The organism is Maritimibacter sp. HL-12, assembly GCF_900177545.1.
Taxonomy (GTDB): Bacteria; Pseudomonadota; Alphaproteobacteria; order Rhodobacterales; family Rhodobacteraceae; genus Sinisalibacter.
This window is the reverse complement of the sequence record NZ_FXBQ01000001.1, coordinates 2,802,249-2,816,687: the sequence shown is the minus strand read 5'-3', so window position 1 is coordinate 2,816,687 and position 14,439 is coordinate 2,802,249. Positions and strand designations below refer to the sequence as shown.

The 14,439-nt window shown below is 65.1% G+C and carries 13 protein-coding genes; 9 read left to right on the top strand and 4 right to left on the bottom strand.

All coding sequences use genetic code 11. The features are described from left to right. The 4 genes from B9Y97_RS18170 to B9Y97_RS14050 form a co-directional block, all read right to left on the bottom strand. Window positions 1–2,816 (bottom strand): leukotoxin LktA family filamentous adhesin (locus tag B9Y97_RS18170; RefSeq protein ID WP_176224380.1); only part of this gene is annotated, 2,816 nt, incomplete at its 3' end. Continuing rightward, a complete protein-coding gene (locus tag B9Y97_RS14060) occupies window positions 2,816–3,403 on the bottom strand; it encodes a hypothetical protein (RefSeq protein ID WP_139828316.1) in 588 nt (195 codons plus the stop codon). The genes B9Y97_RS18170 and B9Y97_RS14060, both read right to left, overlap by 1 nt. A gap of 172 nt (window positions 3,404–3,575) precedes the next feature. Then, window positions 3,576–4,277 carry a SapC family protein gene (locus B9Y97_RS14055; RefSeq protein ID WP_176224379.1) on the bottom strand — a complete coding sequence of 234 codons (702 nt, stop codon included), beginning with the start codon at window positions 4,275–4,277 and terminating at the stop codon, window positions 3,576–3,578. Window positions 4,278–4,570: 293 nt separating this feature from the next. Further along, on the bottom strand, window positions 4,571–6,403 hold the full coding sequence (locus B9Y97_RS14050) for a feruloyl-CoA synthase (protein ID WP_085527332.1): 1,833 nt from the start codon (window positions 6,401–6,403) through the stop codon (window positions 4,571–4,573). A gap of 119 nt (window positions 6,404–6,522) precedes the next feature. Here B9Y97_RS14050 and B9Y97_RS14045 point away from each other — a divergent pair, with 119 nt between their 5' ends. The 9 genes from B9Y97_RS14045 to B9Y97_RS14005 all read left to right on the top strand — a co-directional run bounded on the left by B9Y97_RS14045 (window position 6,523) and on the right by B9Y97_RS14005 (window position 14,437). Beyond that, a complete protein-coding gene (locus tag B9Y97_RS14045; protein WP_085527331.1) occupies window positions 6,523–7,302 on the top strand; it encodes a crotonase/enoyl-CoA hydratase family protein in 780 nt (259 codons plus the stop codon). Beyond that, window positions 7,299–7,772, top strand: a complete 474-nt coding sequence (locus B9Y97_RS14040) for a MarR family winged helix-turn-helix transcriptional regulator (protein WP_085527330.1) — start codon at window positions 7,299–7,301, stop codon at window positions 7,770–7,772. Before B9Y97_RS14045 ends, B9Y97_RS14040 begins: the two co-directional genes overlap by 4 nt. Beyond that, on the top strand, window positions 7,769–8,650 hold the full coding sequence (locus tag B9Y97_RS14035) for an amidohydrolase family protein (RefSeq protein WP_085527329.1): 882 nt from the start codon (window positions 7,769–7,771) through the stop codon (window positions 8,648–8,650). The genes B9Y97_RS14040 and B9Y97_RS14035 overlap by 4 nt, the downstream gene beginning before the upstream one ends. Window positions 8,651–8,676: 26 nt before the next feature. Continuing rightward, window positions 8,677–9,771, top strand: coding sequence for a TRAP transporter substrate-binding protein DctP (dctP, locus tag B9Y97_RS14030; protein WP_085527328.1), 1,095 nt, complete (start codon window positions 8,677–8,679; stop codon window positions 9,769–9,771). 60 nt (window positions 9,772–9,831) lie between these two features. Continuing rightward, entirely contained in the window at window positions 9,832–10,356 is a 525-nt protein-coding gene (locus tag B9Y97_RS14025; protein WP_085527327.1) for a TRAP transporter small permease, read from the top strand. Next, window positions 10,346–11,644, top strand: coding sequence for a TRAP transporter large permease (locus tag B9Y97_RS14020; protein ID WP_085527326.1), 1,299 nt, complete (start codon window positions 10,346–10,348; stop codon window positions 11,642–11,644). The genes B9Y97_RS14025 and B9Y97_RS14020 overlap by 11 nt, the downstream gene beginning before the upstream one ends. A gap of 151 nt (window positions 11,645–11,795) precedes the next feature. Continuing rightward, window positions 11,796–12,803, top strand: a complete 1,008-nt coding sequence (locus B9Y97_RS14015) for an ABC transporter substrate-binding protein (RefSeq protein ID WP_085527325.1) — start codon at window positions 11,796–11,798, stop codon at window positions 12,801–12,803. A gap of 69 nt (window positions 12,804–12,872) precedes the next feature. After that, entirely contained in the window at window positions 12,873–13,670 is a 798-nt protein-coding gene (locus B9Y97_RS14010) for an ABC transporter ATP-binding protein (RefSeq protein ID WP_085527324.1), read from the top strand. Further along, window positions 13,670–14,437, top strand: coding sequence for an ABC transporter permease (locus B9Y97_RS14005; protein ID WP_085527323.1), 768 nt, complete (start codon window positions 13,670–13,672; stop codon window positions 14,435–14,437). The genes B9Y97_RS14010 and B9Y97_RS14005 overlap by 1 nt, the downstream gene beginning before the upstream one ends. The last annotated feature ends 2 nt before the right edge of the window (window positions 14,438–14,439 follow it).

Below are 14,439 nucleotides of genomic sequence, written 5' to 3'. Positions count from 1 at the left end.
GAGGCCGAGAGCGTGAGATCGTCCGCGCCGGTCAGAGTGCCGCCGTTCGCCACATCCGCATAGGAGCGGTTGGCCACGATGTTCATGGCAATGCCTGCGCCAACACCAACGGTATCGCCGGTTGCGGCGGTATCGGTCGGAAGCGCGTTGGCGGTGGAATCGGTTGCGTTGTCGGAGGTGAGGGAAACCGCGCCACTACCGGAGATCGTCACGACGGAGGCTCCGCCCAGGCGGGCGACGGACTGCGTGTCGATGAGGTTGAGCGCGAAGGACCCGGCAACCCCGACGTTCGAGGCGCCCGCGCCGGACGTTGCCGAGGTGGTGAAGACATTGCCAGCGGTCGGGCGCGTGGCGGACAGCGTCGCGCTGCCCGCGTCGACCGCGCTGGAGATCACCGCGTCGTTCACCACCTTGGCGATGTTGATCCCGAGCGCAACGCCCACGCCCGTTTCCGAGTCGACGGTCGAGGCGTCGGCGGTCACATTGGCCTTGTTGCCGGAATTCGTCGATACGCTGAGGTCGCCGGTGACGATTGTCGTCTTGCTCGAGTTGATCCGCGCATTGGTGGTCGAGTTCAGATCGGAGATCGCCAATGCCCCGGCGACCGAAACGCCGCCGTCGCCGGTCGTGGCCTGTCCGCCGTAATTCGGGTCGCTCAGGTAAGTGGTGGCCTCGCTGCCCGGGGAAGGCGTGGTTGCCCCGCCCGCACCGGCAACCGCCTTCACGGTCGTCTCGGTGCTGGTGGTGGCGTCCATGGCAAGCGTGCCGGTCGACACATCCGCGTCGCCGACGATCTCGGCAGTGGTGACGGCGTTGATGATGCTGACGCCGACGCTTGCGCCGAAGGCCGCGGCCTGCGGGGTTGCATCGGAGGTGGATTTCACCGTGTTGCTGGCGTTGATCTCGGTGTCGCCCGTGACGTCGAGCGTGGCCGACCCGCCGACGCGGGCAATGGCGGTGCTGTTGATGGTCGACACGGCAACCGCGCCATCGGCGGAGGAATTGGCCGGGGCAAGCGATTGGGTCAGGATGGAGGATTCCACCGAGGAGGTCGCGTCGAGATCGACCGCCGCGGCGGTCAGATCGGTGCTGCCCTTGATATCGACCTCGGAGGTCACGTTGGTGACAACCACGCCAAGCGGCAGCAGCGACGTCCCGCCATTGCCGGTGGCGGTGGCCGTGGCGGTGAAGGTGCCGGAGGCCTCGATCGTCCCGCTGTTTGCGATGATCCGCGCGGTGGCGGTCGGCAGCGCCAGCCCAAGGCTGGCCTGGTTCACCGTGGAGCTTGCCGTCAGCGTGATGTCGCGCCCGGTCAGTTCGGGCCCCGCCGTCCCGCCGTTGCCGATGGTGATCAGCGTCTCTCCGCCATCGGTGCGGATCGCTTCGAGAAGAACGTCGCCGCCGGTGAAGGCCGACCCGGTGGTAACCCCGGCCAGCACCTTGGAACCGTCTTCCAGCGTGATCTGGGGCGCTTCCAGCGTGATGTCGCCGGAATCTCCGATCGAATCCCCAGCCCCATCCAGCTCGCGCGAGTCCAGTTTACCGCCAGAGACGATGGTGATCGAATTGTCGGCCTCAAGCCGAATGCTCGCGCCATTGGAGACGATATTGGTGGAGATGCTGGCGTCGTCGGATGTTCCAGAATCGTCGGAAACGCCGCCGACATAGAGGTTGTACGGATCGACAAGGAAGGTGCCCGCGCGGCCCGAAACCGAGGAAAGATCGAGATTCACCGAGCCGATATGCGCGTCACGGCCCGAAAGCTCAATAAAGCCGCCGTCGCCCGCGCCGAGGCCGGCGGCGCTGAACGTCGCGCCATCCTGGGCCACGAGAGTGCCATCAGCGAATACGACGATCTCGCCGCCCGCATCGCCATCGGCGGAAACGGTTGCATCGCTGCCCACGGCGATGTCGCCACCGGTGATCGAGACCTCGCCGCCCTTGCTGGCCGCTGTCGGCGCGCTGGCGTCCACCCGGCCATTGATCCGCGAGCCGCCCTTGGCGACGATGGCGATCCGCCCGCCGGAGGAGACGAGGGCGCCGCCCTCGACCATGCCTTGCATGTTGACGGAGGATTCGAACATCTTGCGATGGCCGAAATCTTCGCCGGTAATCGGCCCGCTGTCGCCAGTGATCGCCACGGTCTGGCCCTGAAGGGTGATCGACCCTTTCGCATTGACCTTGCCCTGGATCGCGATGTGGCCATTGGGCGAAACCGGGATCTCGCCGCGCATCAACTGGCGGGCAACGGAGTCGTTGACGGTGCCGTCGGCCCCGATGACGCGGTCGAGGAACTCGTTTGTCGGGGTGTTCACCGTCAGCGAACCAACGTTGACCCGCCCGTTCTGGCCAACGATGAACCCGTCGGGTGAGGAAAAGAAGATGTTTCCCCCGATCGAGCCATCCTTGAAGGCATTCAACTCGCCGTTGATGACCACGGCACCGTTCGAAACCATGTTGACAAGGCTGCCCGCTGCATCGGGAACCATCAGATCAACCCGCGTGCCAGCCGCCTGCTGGAAATCGGAAAAACTGTTGAATCCCACACCCTTGGAAACGGTATCGGTGGAAATCTTGGAGTGCGTCCCGGAGGTTGTGATCTTGGTGCGCGTCCGCCCGTCGGCAATGATGTTATTGGACGAGGGGTTGAGGTTTACCGCCTGGGCTTCGGCCTTTTCGGGCAATCCTGCGTTGACGAGCGCACCCAGCACGAGCGGGCTCGCCTTGAGAACGAATTGATTGAAGAAGGCGCGCCTCTGGCGCGCCCTTTCGTGACGGAGGTATTCGACATGAAGAAGACTGCTGTGCTTGCCCATCAGAAATCCCCCGGTGATATCGTGAGAATATCCGGATCATCCGGATTCACGGCGTAGAGCAGAGTCAGGGCTTCGGGCAGCAATGTCAGATTGCTGTCATCCCCCTCGAACCGCCCCTGAAGGAGCAGGATCGCGGTGTGCCCCGAGGCATCCGAACCACGGAACAGCAACACGCCATTGTCGAGCACGACATCGCGCGTGATCGTGTCGGAACGGTAGCCCGCGGAAGCGAGGTAGGAGCGCAGGAGGTCGCCGTTCGCATAAAGCGTGGCGTCGGTGATCGTCTCGTCGGTGGCCGCCGACCAGAGGATACCGACCTGGATCAGAGTCTTGCTCTTGTAGCCGAATATGTAGGAAACCTGCGCGGTGCCGCCGTCGGGCAGGATGTCGGGCACTGAAATGGTGATGACCCTGGTGCGCTCGACCGTGTTGGAACCGATGTTCACCGCCTCGCCTTCAAGTCCGAAATCGGCCTTGATCGCTTCGAGCACCGCTTCCTCGTCCATGCCGAACCTTGCCGAGCGGAACCCCTTGAGTTCGGCTTCGGCGGTTTCGGTTGCATCGAGCGTTGCAGAGGCCTGGGCCATCACCGCAGAAACCGGAGCAAAAACCCCGATCACGGCGGTCAGAGAAATGGCAAGAATTGCACGAAAAAAATTGGCAGCAGGCATCTGAAACTCCAGATTAAGTTTGAAAAATTGGTCACTTAAAACGCACAGAAAAACCGATCACTCGAAAAACGGATAACCCGATCAAACGTCAGGCAGATTTCTTGCCCTTGGCGGCTTCTTCGACGGGGGCCGCCGGGTTCAGTTTTTCGACTGACCGCAGGCTTGCAATCTGGGTATAGATTGCCTTGAGAAATCCAGCCTCGTTCAGGGCCTGAAGCTGATCTCCGGACAGCGCTGCGAGGGCGTCCTCGTTGATGATCAGGAGACCATAGACGACCGACTTCGACCCGTCAGGGGCAGTGGTGTCGAGCGTGGCGGGTTGGAGAAGGTCGTAGTCGTGGAGCATCGCGCAGAAGGTTTCGGTCTTTGCCGCGGCATCGCGATAGCTTTGCGCGAGGGTCAGGGCCTGCGCCAGGGGTTCTTCCTGGCTCCCGGTGTCGGAGAACAACCGTTCTCCCGCCTCCTCGCCAAGGCCCTCGTAGGACTCGTCGATGCAAAGGATGGATTCGCCCTCGTTCACATCGCCGATGATGAACGGGTAGCGCCGCAGATAGGCGGGCACATAGGCACCCTTCCAAAGCCCGTCTTCCGAGATGAACGCGTTGGTCCCCGGTGCGGCCCCGGTGACAAAAACCGCCGACGGCTGCTCGGCACCCGGCAGGAAGGCGATTGGCAGTTCGGCAAGGGCAAGCTCGAATTCATCGACCAGCGCCGGGATCACGTTCGCGGTGCGGGCAAACTCAAGCGGGCTGTCCGGTCGCGAAATCCGCAGGGCCTTGTGGCGATTCACGTCAAGCGGAACGACCGATCTGTAAAATAAGGGCGTGTTTGATGACATAAAAAAATCCTCCTGCGTCAAGGCAGAAGCGTTCGTGCTCCATCCTGCCCCACCCAACACCGAATCTTGACGCGTTGTCAATGAAAGCGGCGACATTATGTCGCGTTTGTGGCTAAGGCTCATTCGCGCTTTGGCGCTTGGCGGCCCATGCGGGCACAGGGAGACCCAACAGGCGAGCGAAGGGGATGTCACTCCCGCGAAACCGCGACCGAAACCGGCAGCCATTGCAAACCGGAAAGGGCGGATCAACCCGGCCGCTGCTCCCGGATCACGCGCGGATCGCCCGCGTAGAGCATCGCCACCAGGTGCGGGCGGTGGCTGCGCACCGCGCGCTGGTTGACCGATCCCTTGTCGGTCACCTCGCCGCGGTCGAGATCGAGCGGCTCGACCATCACGATCACCCGCGGGATGCGCAGCGACGACCCCGTTGCGGTGGCGTTATACGCCGCTAGCCGCTGCGCGATCTCGGCGCGCAGATCGGGGTGGGCGAAGAGCGTGGCGTCGTCCATCGCCTCGCCCCCGGGCACGACGCGCTCGCAGGCGGGGCGGAACGGCACCAGAAGCGCGCCGAGGTGATCTTCGCCCTCGCCGACGATCACCGCGTCGCGCGCGAGCCCGCCGAGCGCGTCGGTGAGCTTGGCGCGCAGCGCCCCCACGGCCACCCATGTGCCGGTCGACATCTTGAAGTTTTCCGCCACCCGGCCATCGAAGAAGAAACCCTTCGAGGGATCGCCCTCGACCGCGAAGCGCAGCGCATCGCCGAGCTTGTAGTAGCCCTCCTCGTCGAAGGCCTCCGCCGTCAGCTTTTCGTCGCGCCAGTACCCCGGCGTGACGTTCGGTCCCTTGATCCGCGCCTCCCACTTGCCGTCGTTGGGCACGAGCTTGAGCGTCAACCCCTTGGCCGGAATGCCGATGTTGCCGGGGCTGGCCTGCGGCTCGGTCTGGAACAGCGCAAACGGCGCGGTCTCGGTCGCACCGAGCCCGGTGGCGAGCAGGATCTCTTCGCCGGTGGTGTCGATCGCGGCCTGTTTGAGCGCGTCCCAGGTGTGCTGGGCCATCGCCGCGCCGGCGTAATACATGATCTTGAGATCGCGGAAGAAGTGCGCGGCCAGCGCGCGGTCGGCGGCCATGGCTTCGAGCAGCATGTCGAAGCCCGCGGGCACGTTCCAATACCAGTTGGTGGCGATCTCGCGCAGATTGCGAATGGTCTCCTTCATGCCGTCGGGCGTGGGGCGGCCGCCGTCGATATGGAACGTGCCGCCGTTGTAGATCGCCACGTTGAAGATCAGGTTGCCGGCGGCGACGTGGTTCCATGGTGCCCAGTCGAGGATCACCGGCGGTTCGTCGCGCAGGTAGGCATAGCAATCGGTGACCTGCTCCATGTTGGCGGTGAGCATGCGCTGGGTCTGGATCACCGCCTTGGGGTTGCCGGTGGTGCCGGAGGTGAACATGAACTTGGCCACGGTATCGGGCCCGGTGGCGGCGCGGGCGGCGGCCACGGCCCCGGTCACGGGCGTGGCGAGCAGGCCCGGCCAGTCGGCCCCCGGCCCGCTCACCCCGAGGCGGGGCAGATCGGCAAAGACCGCGTCGATGGCGGACGCGAAATTGTCGAGATCGTCGGCGAAGACCGCGCCCGGGGTGATCTGGTCGCGGATGCTCTTGAGCTTGCCGTGGTCTTTGGACAGCAGCGAATAGGCCGGTGCCAGCGCGGCGGAGGGAATGCCCACGTATTGCGCGCCCAGCGCCACCAGCGCATGCGGGATCGAGTTGCCCGAGAGAATGACCAGCGGGCGGTCGACCGACAGATCCAGATCGAGCAGCGCCTGGCCGATGGCGCGGACATCGGCGAGCAGTTCGGCGTAGCTCACCCGCTGCCAGTCGCCCCCGCCGGGGCCGCGTTCGGCCATCCAGGTGGTCTCGGGCCGCTCGCGCGCCCAGTGCTCGATCCGCTCCGACATCGTCGCCGGATGATCGCCCAGCGGGGCCGCCTGGCGCACCTCCATCGCCCCGTCGGGCCGGGTTTCCCACAGGATCTCGGCGTTCCACAGTGTTACGGGCCGCAATCTCGGCTTGGTCATGGATCCTCCCTTTCGGCTCTGCGGCCGACTCTCTTGCAGAAAATAGTTTACGCGGAAACTATTTCCCGAGATAGTGAAAACAGGAGAGCGACTCACAGAAGTCGCGCGGGAGGAAGCTGATGGATTACCTGACCTATGAACTCATAGGCGATGTCGCTGTGCTCGGGCTGAACCGCCCCGAGAAACGCAACGCGATCTCGGATGCCTTCATCGAGGAGCTTGCCGGTGCGATCCGCCGCGCCGAGGCAGAGGCCAAGGCCGGGGTGATTCATGGCCATGGTCCGCATTTCTGCGCCGGGCTCGACCTTGCCGAACATGTGAAGAAAACCCCTTTCGAGGGCGTGCACGGCTCGCGCCGCTGGCACGAGGTGTTTGGCTGGCTGCATCGCGGCAAGCTGCCATGGTTCGGCGCGCTGCACGGCGCGGTGGTGGGCGGCGGGCTGGAACTGGCCTCCTCGCTGCAGGTGCGGGTGGCCGACAGCACCGCGTTTTTCGCCTTGCCCGAAGGCCAGCGCGGCATCTTCGTGGGCGGCGGTGCTTCGGTGCGCTCGGCCCGGCTGATGGGGCTGGCGCGGATGACCGACATGATGCTGACCGGACGCGCGATCGACGTGGAGACCGCCGAGCGCTGGAACCTGGTGCAATATGTCGTGCCCGAGGGCATGGCGCTGGAACGCGCGGTGGAACTGGCCGCGCGCGCCGCCACCAACGCCGAAATCTCGAACTACGCGATCATCAACGCCCTGCCCCGGATCCAGGACATGGGCACCGACGACGGGCTGTTCGTGGAAAGTTTCATCGCCTCCTTCACCGCCACCAGCCCGGAAGCCGAAGAACGGCTCAACGCCTTTTTGCAGAAGAAGGCCGGCAAGGTCACCCGCCCCGGGAGCGAAGCATGACCCAGACCGCCGCCGCGATCGACGACGACCGCATCGAGCTTGGCGAAATGGCCGGCTCGCTCGGTTTCTTGTTGCGGATCGCGCAGGTGCAGGTGTTTGAGGAGTTCTACGAAGCCCTGTCGGCGCATGACATGAAGCCGGGAGAGTTCACCGTGCTCTGGGTGATCCATCTCAACCCCGGGCTGAGGCAGGGCACCATCGCGCGGGCCTTGCACATCAAGCCGGCGCACATGACCAAGCTCGTCGCCCGGCTGGTGGCCGCAGGATACGTCAGCCGGATCACCCCGACCGACGACCGCCGCTCGGTGCGACTGATGCTCACCAGCAGCGGCAAGGCCTTCGTGCAAAGAAACCGCGACGAGTTGATCAACTTTCACAAGGCGGAGCGGTCGCGGCTCGACGACGACGAGTTCGAGCAATTCGCGGTGCTCCTGCGCAAATTCACCGGCATAACGGAGGCACGGCCATGAGCCTCGACATCGACAACCTGATCGCCATCGACGTGCACACCCACGCCGAGGAGCCCTGCAACCACGCCCGCGACGACGGCTACAACGAGTTCCAGGAGGGCATGGCGGCCTATTTTCGCAATCCCGCCGGGGCCGAGGGGATGCTGCCCACGGTGCAGGAGACGGCCGCCTATTACCGCGAGCGGCGGATCGGCGCGGTGATCTTCCCGGTCGATGCCGAGCGCGAAACCGGATTTCGGCGCTATTCCAACGAGGAAGTCGCCGAGATCTGCGCCGCGAACGACGATATCCTCATTCCCTTCGCCTCGATCGACCCGTGGAAAGGCAAGATGGCGGCCCGCGAGGCGCGCCGGCTGATCCGCGATTTCGGCGTGCGCGGCTTCAAGTTTCACCCGACGTTCCAGGGCTTCTGGCCGAACGACCCGATGGCCTACCCGTTCTACGAAGTGCTCGAGGAGGAGGGCGTGGTGGCGCTGTTCCACACCGGGCAAACCGGCGTGGGTTCGGGGATGCGCGGCGGCATGGGGATGCGGCTGAAGTATTCCAACCCGATGAACATCGACGATATCGCCGTCGATTTTCCCGACCTGCGGATCATCATGGCCCACCCCGCCTTCCCCTGGCAGGAGGAGGCGCTGAGCGTGGCCCAGCACAAGCCCAACGTCTATATCGACCTCTCGGGCTGGAGCCCGAAGTATTTCCCCGAGATCCTGGTCAAATACGCGAATTCACTGCTGAAGAAGAAGATGTTGTTCGGGTCCGACTGGCCGGCGATCACCCCCGACCGCTGGCTGGCCGATTTCGAAACCGCACCGTTTCGGGATGAGGTGCGCCCGCTCATCCTGAAAGAAAACGCTCGGAGGCTGTTCGGTCTCTGAGGGGCGATAACAAGGGAGGATTGAAAATGACACGAATGTTCAAACTCGCGGGACTCGCGGTTGCGGCCTCGCTCTCGATCTCCGGGGCCGCGCAGGCACAAGACCTGCTGCTGGCACCGGCCGCGCCGGGGCCACACCCGGCCAACTACATGTACCAGAAGTTCGCCACTTTCCTCGAAGAGGAATCCGGCGGCGCGATGACCGGCACGGTGCTCGGCCCGGAGGTGGTCTCGCTGCCGCAGATGAAGGACGCGCTGCAGAGCGGGCTCGCCAACGTCGGCAACGCCCTGCCGCTCTACTTCGCCGCCGATTTCCCGCAAACCGGCGTGGCAGGCGACCTCGCACTGCTCGGCCGCAGCCCGCACGCGATGGCCTGGGCGATGACCGAGTTCGGCGTCACCTGCGCACCCTGCCAGGAAGAGTTCAAGGAATTCGGCGCGGTGTTCCTCGGGGCCGGTTCGTCGGACGTCTACGTTCTGCTCACCACCAAGCCGGTGCGCAATGCGGACGACCTGCGCGGCCTGCGCCTTCGTTCAGGCGGCGCGCCCTACTCGCGCTGGGCCGAGAACTTCGGTGCCACCCCGGTGAACCTGCCGGTGGGCGACACCTTCGAGGCGATGAGCCAGGGCACGATCGACGGCACCATGGCCTCGATCGTCGACATGCTCTCCTACCGCCTGGTCGACGTGGCGAAATACGTCACCGACGTGCCGCTCGGCACCTACCACGTGACCTCGAACTTCACCACCGCGCTCGACACCTGGAACGACATGTCGATGGAGCAGCGCACCCAGTTCGTGAAAGCCGCCAACCGGGGCGACCCGCAACTCACCGACCGCTGGGCCTTCCAGCTTCCGGCCGAGGCGCGCGCCGCGGTCGAGGCCAACAGCGATATCGAGGTGATCACGCCCGAGGCCGATTTCCTCGCCGCGTCCGAAGCTTTCGCCGCGGCCGACGTGGCCGCCAAGGCCGCCGAAAACCCGCTCTCGGCGGAGTTTGCGGCACTGGTCGAGAAGTGGGAAGCGATCGTCGAAGAAGTGGGTGAAGACCCGGAAGCCCTTGCCGCCCGCGCCTGGGACGAGATCTGGGCCAAGGTCGATCTCGCCACCTACGGGCAGTAAGCTGCCTCACCCCGGCCCACCCTCATCGGCGGGCCGGGTTCATCCTTTCGGGACATTCCAATGCAACGCCTCGTCAAGCTCGCCGCCCTCGTGGCCAAGGCGCTCGGCTATATCGGCGCACTCGCCGTGGTCGCGATGATGCTGCACATCAGCCTCGACGTGATCCTGCGCAACGCGTTTCGTCTCTCGATGAACACCGTTCCCGAGATCGTCGCGCGCTACTACATGACCGCGCTTGCCTTCCTGCCGCTGGCATGGCTCGAGATGCGGCGCGACATGATCTCGGTGGAACTGCTCGACTTCGCGCTTTCGTCGCGCGCCAAGCGCGTTTCCGACGTTGGCGTGATGCTGCTCGCCTCGGTGGTCTACGGGCTGCTGGCCTGGACCAACTGGGGCAAGGCGATGCGCGAAACCCGGGTCGGCACCCTCGTCGAGATCGCGGATTACAAGATGGCGGTGTGGCATTCGTTCTACTTCGCCCCCGTCGGCTTCACCCTCGCCGCTTTCGCCTGCGTCCTGCTCGCGCTCGGACGCATGTTTCCCGCCATAGGCACGCCGATCGAGGAGGCCATTCATGAGCGTTGAGATCGGGCTGTGGGGCGTCGCGGCCCTTGGACTGCTGCTGGTGCTGCGCCTGCCTGTGGCGCTGGCCCTCATCATCGTGTCGTTCTCCGGCATCTGGGCGATGATCGGGCTGAAACCCGCGATGGGCATCCTGCAGAACACCCCCTATTCCTTCGTTGCAAGCTGGACGATGAGCGCGGTGCCGATGTTCCTGCTGATGGGTTTCGTGGCCTTCCACAGCGGGATGACCGGCGGGCTCTTCGACGCCGCCAAGGTGCTGCTCGCGCGGCTGCCCGGCGGGCTCGCGATCTCGTCGATCTTCGCCTGCTCGGCCTTTGCCTCGGTCTCCGGCTCCTCGGTGGCCACCGCCGCCGCGATGGGGCGGATCGCCATTCCCGAGATGGTGCGCGCGGGCTACCGGCCCTCGATCGCGGCCGGCTCGATCGCGGCGGGCGGCACCATCGGGGCCCTGATCCCGCCGTCGATCCTGATGATCATCTACGGCATTATCGCCGAAACATCCGTCACCAAGGTGTTTCTCGGCGGGCTGTCCATCGGCATTCTCACCGCGGTTTCCTATGCCATCGTCGTGCTCATCATCAGCTTCGCCCGGCCCGACCTGATCCCGCGCCGCGCCGAGGTGGAACGCGGCGGCGGCGCGCGCGTGTTCGTCAAGCTGCTGCCGGTTTCCGCACTGGTGCTGCTGGTCTTCGGCGGGCTGTTCTCGGGCCTGTTCACCGCAACCGAGGCCGGGGCCGTCGGTGCCCTCGGCACCATCGTGATCGCCGCGCTGACCGGCACGCTCACCCGCAGGGCGGTGTCGCGCGCGCTGATCGAAACCGTCACCACGACCGGTTCGCTCCTGATCATCGGTATCGGCGCCACCATGTTCACGCGCTTCCTCGGCCTCTCTGGGCTTCAGGGCTTCATTGGACAGGCGGTGGCCGGGGCCGATCTGAGCTATGTGATGCTGATGCTGATCATCGTGGCGATCTACCTGATCCTCGGCACCTTCATGGAGCCGTTCGGCGCGATGCTGATCACCCTGCCGGTCTTTCTGCCGGTGCTGGGCGCGCAGGATATCTCGCTGGTCTGGTTCGGGGTACTGGTGGTGAAGCTCCTGGAGGTGGGCATGATCACCCCGCCGGTGGGGTTGAACGTCTTCGTGATCCGAAACGTGGCGGCGGCCCACGTCACCACGGTGCAGGTGTTCAAGGGCGTGGTTCCGTTCATCATCGCCGACATTTTCGTCGTCGCGCTGGTGATCGCGGTGCCTGCGCTGGTGCTGTTCCTGCCGGGGCTCTTGTAGCGGATCGCGCAAGAAACAGGCAGCGCACCCGCCGCCTGCCCAAGACCACGGCACCGATGCCATTTGACCGGCCGGGATACGCAGGGGCTTGGCGCAGACGCGTGCCCCATGCTTAACTCCGCCGGACTAAGTCAAAACAAGGAGATCCATCTTGGCCTATAAATCCTTTGCCCTCGCCGGCGTTCTGGCTGCCAGCCTCGCCACCGCCGCCGCGGCCCAAACCGCCATGCCCTTTGCCCTCGACTGGAAATTCGAAGGCCCCGCCGCGCCCTATTTCGTCGCCATCGACAAGGGCTATTTCGCCGATGCCGGGCTCGAAGTGGAAATCGCCGCGGGCTCCGGCTCGCTCGACGCGATCCCGAAGGTGGCCACCGGCTCGTTCCCGGTCGGCTTTGCCGACATCAACTCGCTGATCAAGTTCCTCGACCAGAACCCCGGCGCGCCGGTGACCGCCGTGATGATGATCTACGACAAGCCGCCCTTCGCGGTGATCGGGCGCAAGTCGCTCGGCATCGAGACCCCGGCCGACCTCGAAGGCCGTGTGCTCGGTGCCCCGCCGCCCGACGGGGCCTGGGCGCAATTCCCCATCTTCGCGGCCGAGAATGATCTCGACGTCGACGCGATCACGGTCGAGCCGGTGGGCTTTCCGACCCGCGAACCGATGCTGGCCGAAGGCAACGTCGCCGCGATCACCGGCTTTTCGTTCACCTCCTACCTCAACGCCGCCCGCCTCGGCGTGCCGGAGGATGATCTGGTGACCCTGCTGATGGCCGATTACGGCGTCGACCTCTACGGCAACGCGATCATCGTCAACACCGATTTCGCCACCGAGAATCCCGAGCTGATCGAAGGCTTCCTCGCCGCGATCGCCAAGGGCTGGGCCGACGCGGCGGCCGACCCGGCGGCGACGATCCCGAGCCTGATCGAACGCAACCCCGCCGCCGACGCGGACCTGGAGCTGCGCCGCCTTGAACTGTCCCTCGATGCCAACGTCGTCACCGACTGGACGCTCGAAAACGGCTTCGGCGGGATCGACGATGCCCGCTTCGCCAATTCGCTGGAACAGATCAAGCTCACCTACGAGTTCCAGACCGAGCCCGACGCGGACCTCTACTTCTCCGACGCCTACCTGCCCGAAGGCGGCTTTGCGCTGAAGTGACCAATCTGGGCCGCGCCGGGGCCAAACCCGGCGCGGCCTGTTCAACAAACGACAGGCGGGGATGAGCAGATGTTTCCGATGATCAGGATCGAAGGCGTGCGCCACGCCTACAAGACACCCTCGGGCCCGCTCCCGGTGCTCGACGGGCTGGAAATGTCGCTCGACGAGGGCGGCTTCAGCGCCGTTGTCGGCCCCTCGGGCTGTGGCAAGTCCACCCTCACCCGGCTGATCTCGGGGCTGATGAAGCCCGACGAGGGCAAGGTGATGCTGCATGGCGAGGTCGTCACCGGCCCGCGCGCCACCGTGGGCATGGCATTCCAGAACCCGGTTCTGCTCGAATGGCGCTCGATCCTGCAAAACGTGATCCTGCCGCTCGAAATCGTGCCCAACACGCTGTCGAAGGCCGAGTGCGAGGACCGCGCGCGCTACCTGTTGCACCTCGTCGGCCTCGAAGGCTTCGAGGACAAGCGGCCCTCGGAACTCTCCGGCGGCATGCGCCAGCGCGCCTCGCTGTGCCGGGCGCTGGTGCACAAGCCCGAGGTGCTGATCCTCGACGAGCCGTTCGGCGCGCTCGATGCTTTCACCCGCGAAGACCTCTGGCAGACCATGCACAAGGTGAAGGAAAACGAGCCCTTCACCGGGGTGCTGATCACCCATGATCTGCGCGAGGCGATCTTTCTCGCCGACCAGGTGGTGGTGCTCTCGGGCCGGCCTGCCCGCACGCAATACCTGCTTGATGTGCCGGACACTGGCCCGCGCGACCTCGAACATCTCTACACGCCGGAAGCCGCCGAAATGCTTGCCATCCTGCGCCACCAGATCGAGATCGCCCAGGGCCGCGCGCCCGCCGAGGGGGAGGCCGCCTGATGAACCAGAACCTCGGCAAAGTCATGGTGCCAACCGCTGCGATGATCATCTTCCTTTTGATCTGGGAGGCCGTGGTCTGGGCCGCGGGCTGGCCGAAATACAAGATGGCCGCACCCTCCGATCTGCTGCCTGCCTACATCAAGCATTGGGATTTGTTCGTCACCATGAGCTGGCAAACCCTCTGGCGCACCGTGGTCGGGCTCTTGCTCGCGGTGGTGGTGGGCACCGGGTTCGGGATGATCATGGGGTTCAGCCGGGTGATGCGCGATGCGCTTTATCCGCTGCTGGTGGGTTTCAACGCGATCCCCAAGGCCACCGTCGTGCCGATCGTGGCGCTGATGTTCGTGGGCGCGCATGATTTCAACACCGTGCTGATCGCCTTCATGATCTCGTTCTTCCCGATCGCGGTTTCGGTCTCGATCGGGCTTTCGACGCTGGAGCCCGAATACCGCGATATCCTGCGCTCGCTCGGTGCCTCGCAATCGACGATCTTCTGGAAGATCGCCCTGCCCAAGACCCTGCCGGAGTTCTTCGGGGCGATGAAGGTGGCGGTGACGCTGGCCTTCATCGGCACCAACCTGATGGAGATCGTCAGCCCCCACGGCCGCGGCCTCGGCGCGCTGTTCGATTCCGGCAAGACCAACTCGGACTACCCGCTGATGTTCGCCGTTCTGATCGCCCTCGCGGTGCTCGGCATCCTGCTCTACTACGTGGTGGTCGCGCTGGAGAAAATCTTCGCGGGCTGGGCCGAACGGCCGGCGCAGTAACG

Coding starts and splice junctions, on each gene's coding strand:
- B9Y97_RS14005 (WP_085527323.1), top strand. CDS start 13,670: ATGAACCAGAACCTCGGCAAAGTCATGGTGCCAACCGCTGCGATGATC.
- B9Y97_RS14050 (WP_085527332.1), bottom strand. CDS start 6,403: ATGACCAAGCCGAGATTGCGGCCCGTAACACTGTGGAACGCCGAGATC.
- B9Y97_RS14060 (WP_139828316.1), bottom strand. CDS start 3,403: ATGGCCCAGGCCTCTGCAACGCTCGATGCAACCGAAACCGCCGAAGCC.
- B9Y97_RS14025 (WP_085527327.1), top strand. CDS start 9,832: ATGCAACGCCTCGTCAAGCTCGCCGCCCTCGTGGCCAAGGCGCTCGGC.
- B9Y97_RS14020 (WP_085527326.1), top strand. CDS start 10,346: ATGAGCGTTGAGATCGGGCTGTGGGGCGTCGCGGCCCTTGGACTGCTG.
- B9Y97_RS14010 (WP_085527324.1), top strand. CDS start 12,873: ATGTTTCCGATGATCAGGATCGAAGGCGTGCGCCACGCCTACAAGACA.
- B9Y97_RS14040 (WP_085527330.1), top strand. CDS start 7,299: ATGACCCAGACCGCCGCCGCGATCGACGACGACCGCATCGAGCTTGGC.
- B9Y97_RS14035 (WP_085527329.1), top strand. CDS start 7,769: ATGAGCCTCGACATCGACAACCTGATCGCCATCGACGTGCACACCCAC.
- B9Y97_RS14045 (WP_085527331.1), top strand. CDS start 6,523: ATGGATTACCTGACCTATGAACTCATAGGCGATGTCGCTGTGCTCGGG.
- dctP (WP_085527328.1), top strand. CDS start 8,677: ATGACACGAATGTTCAAACTCGCGGGACTCGCGGTTGCGGCCTCGCTC.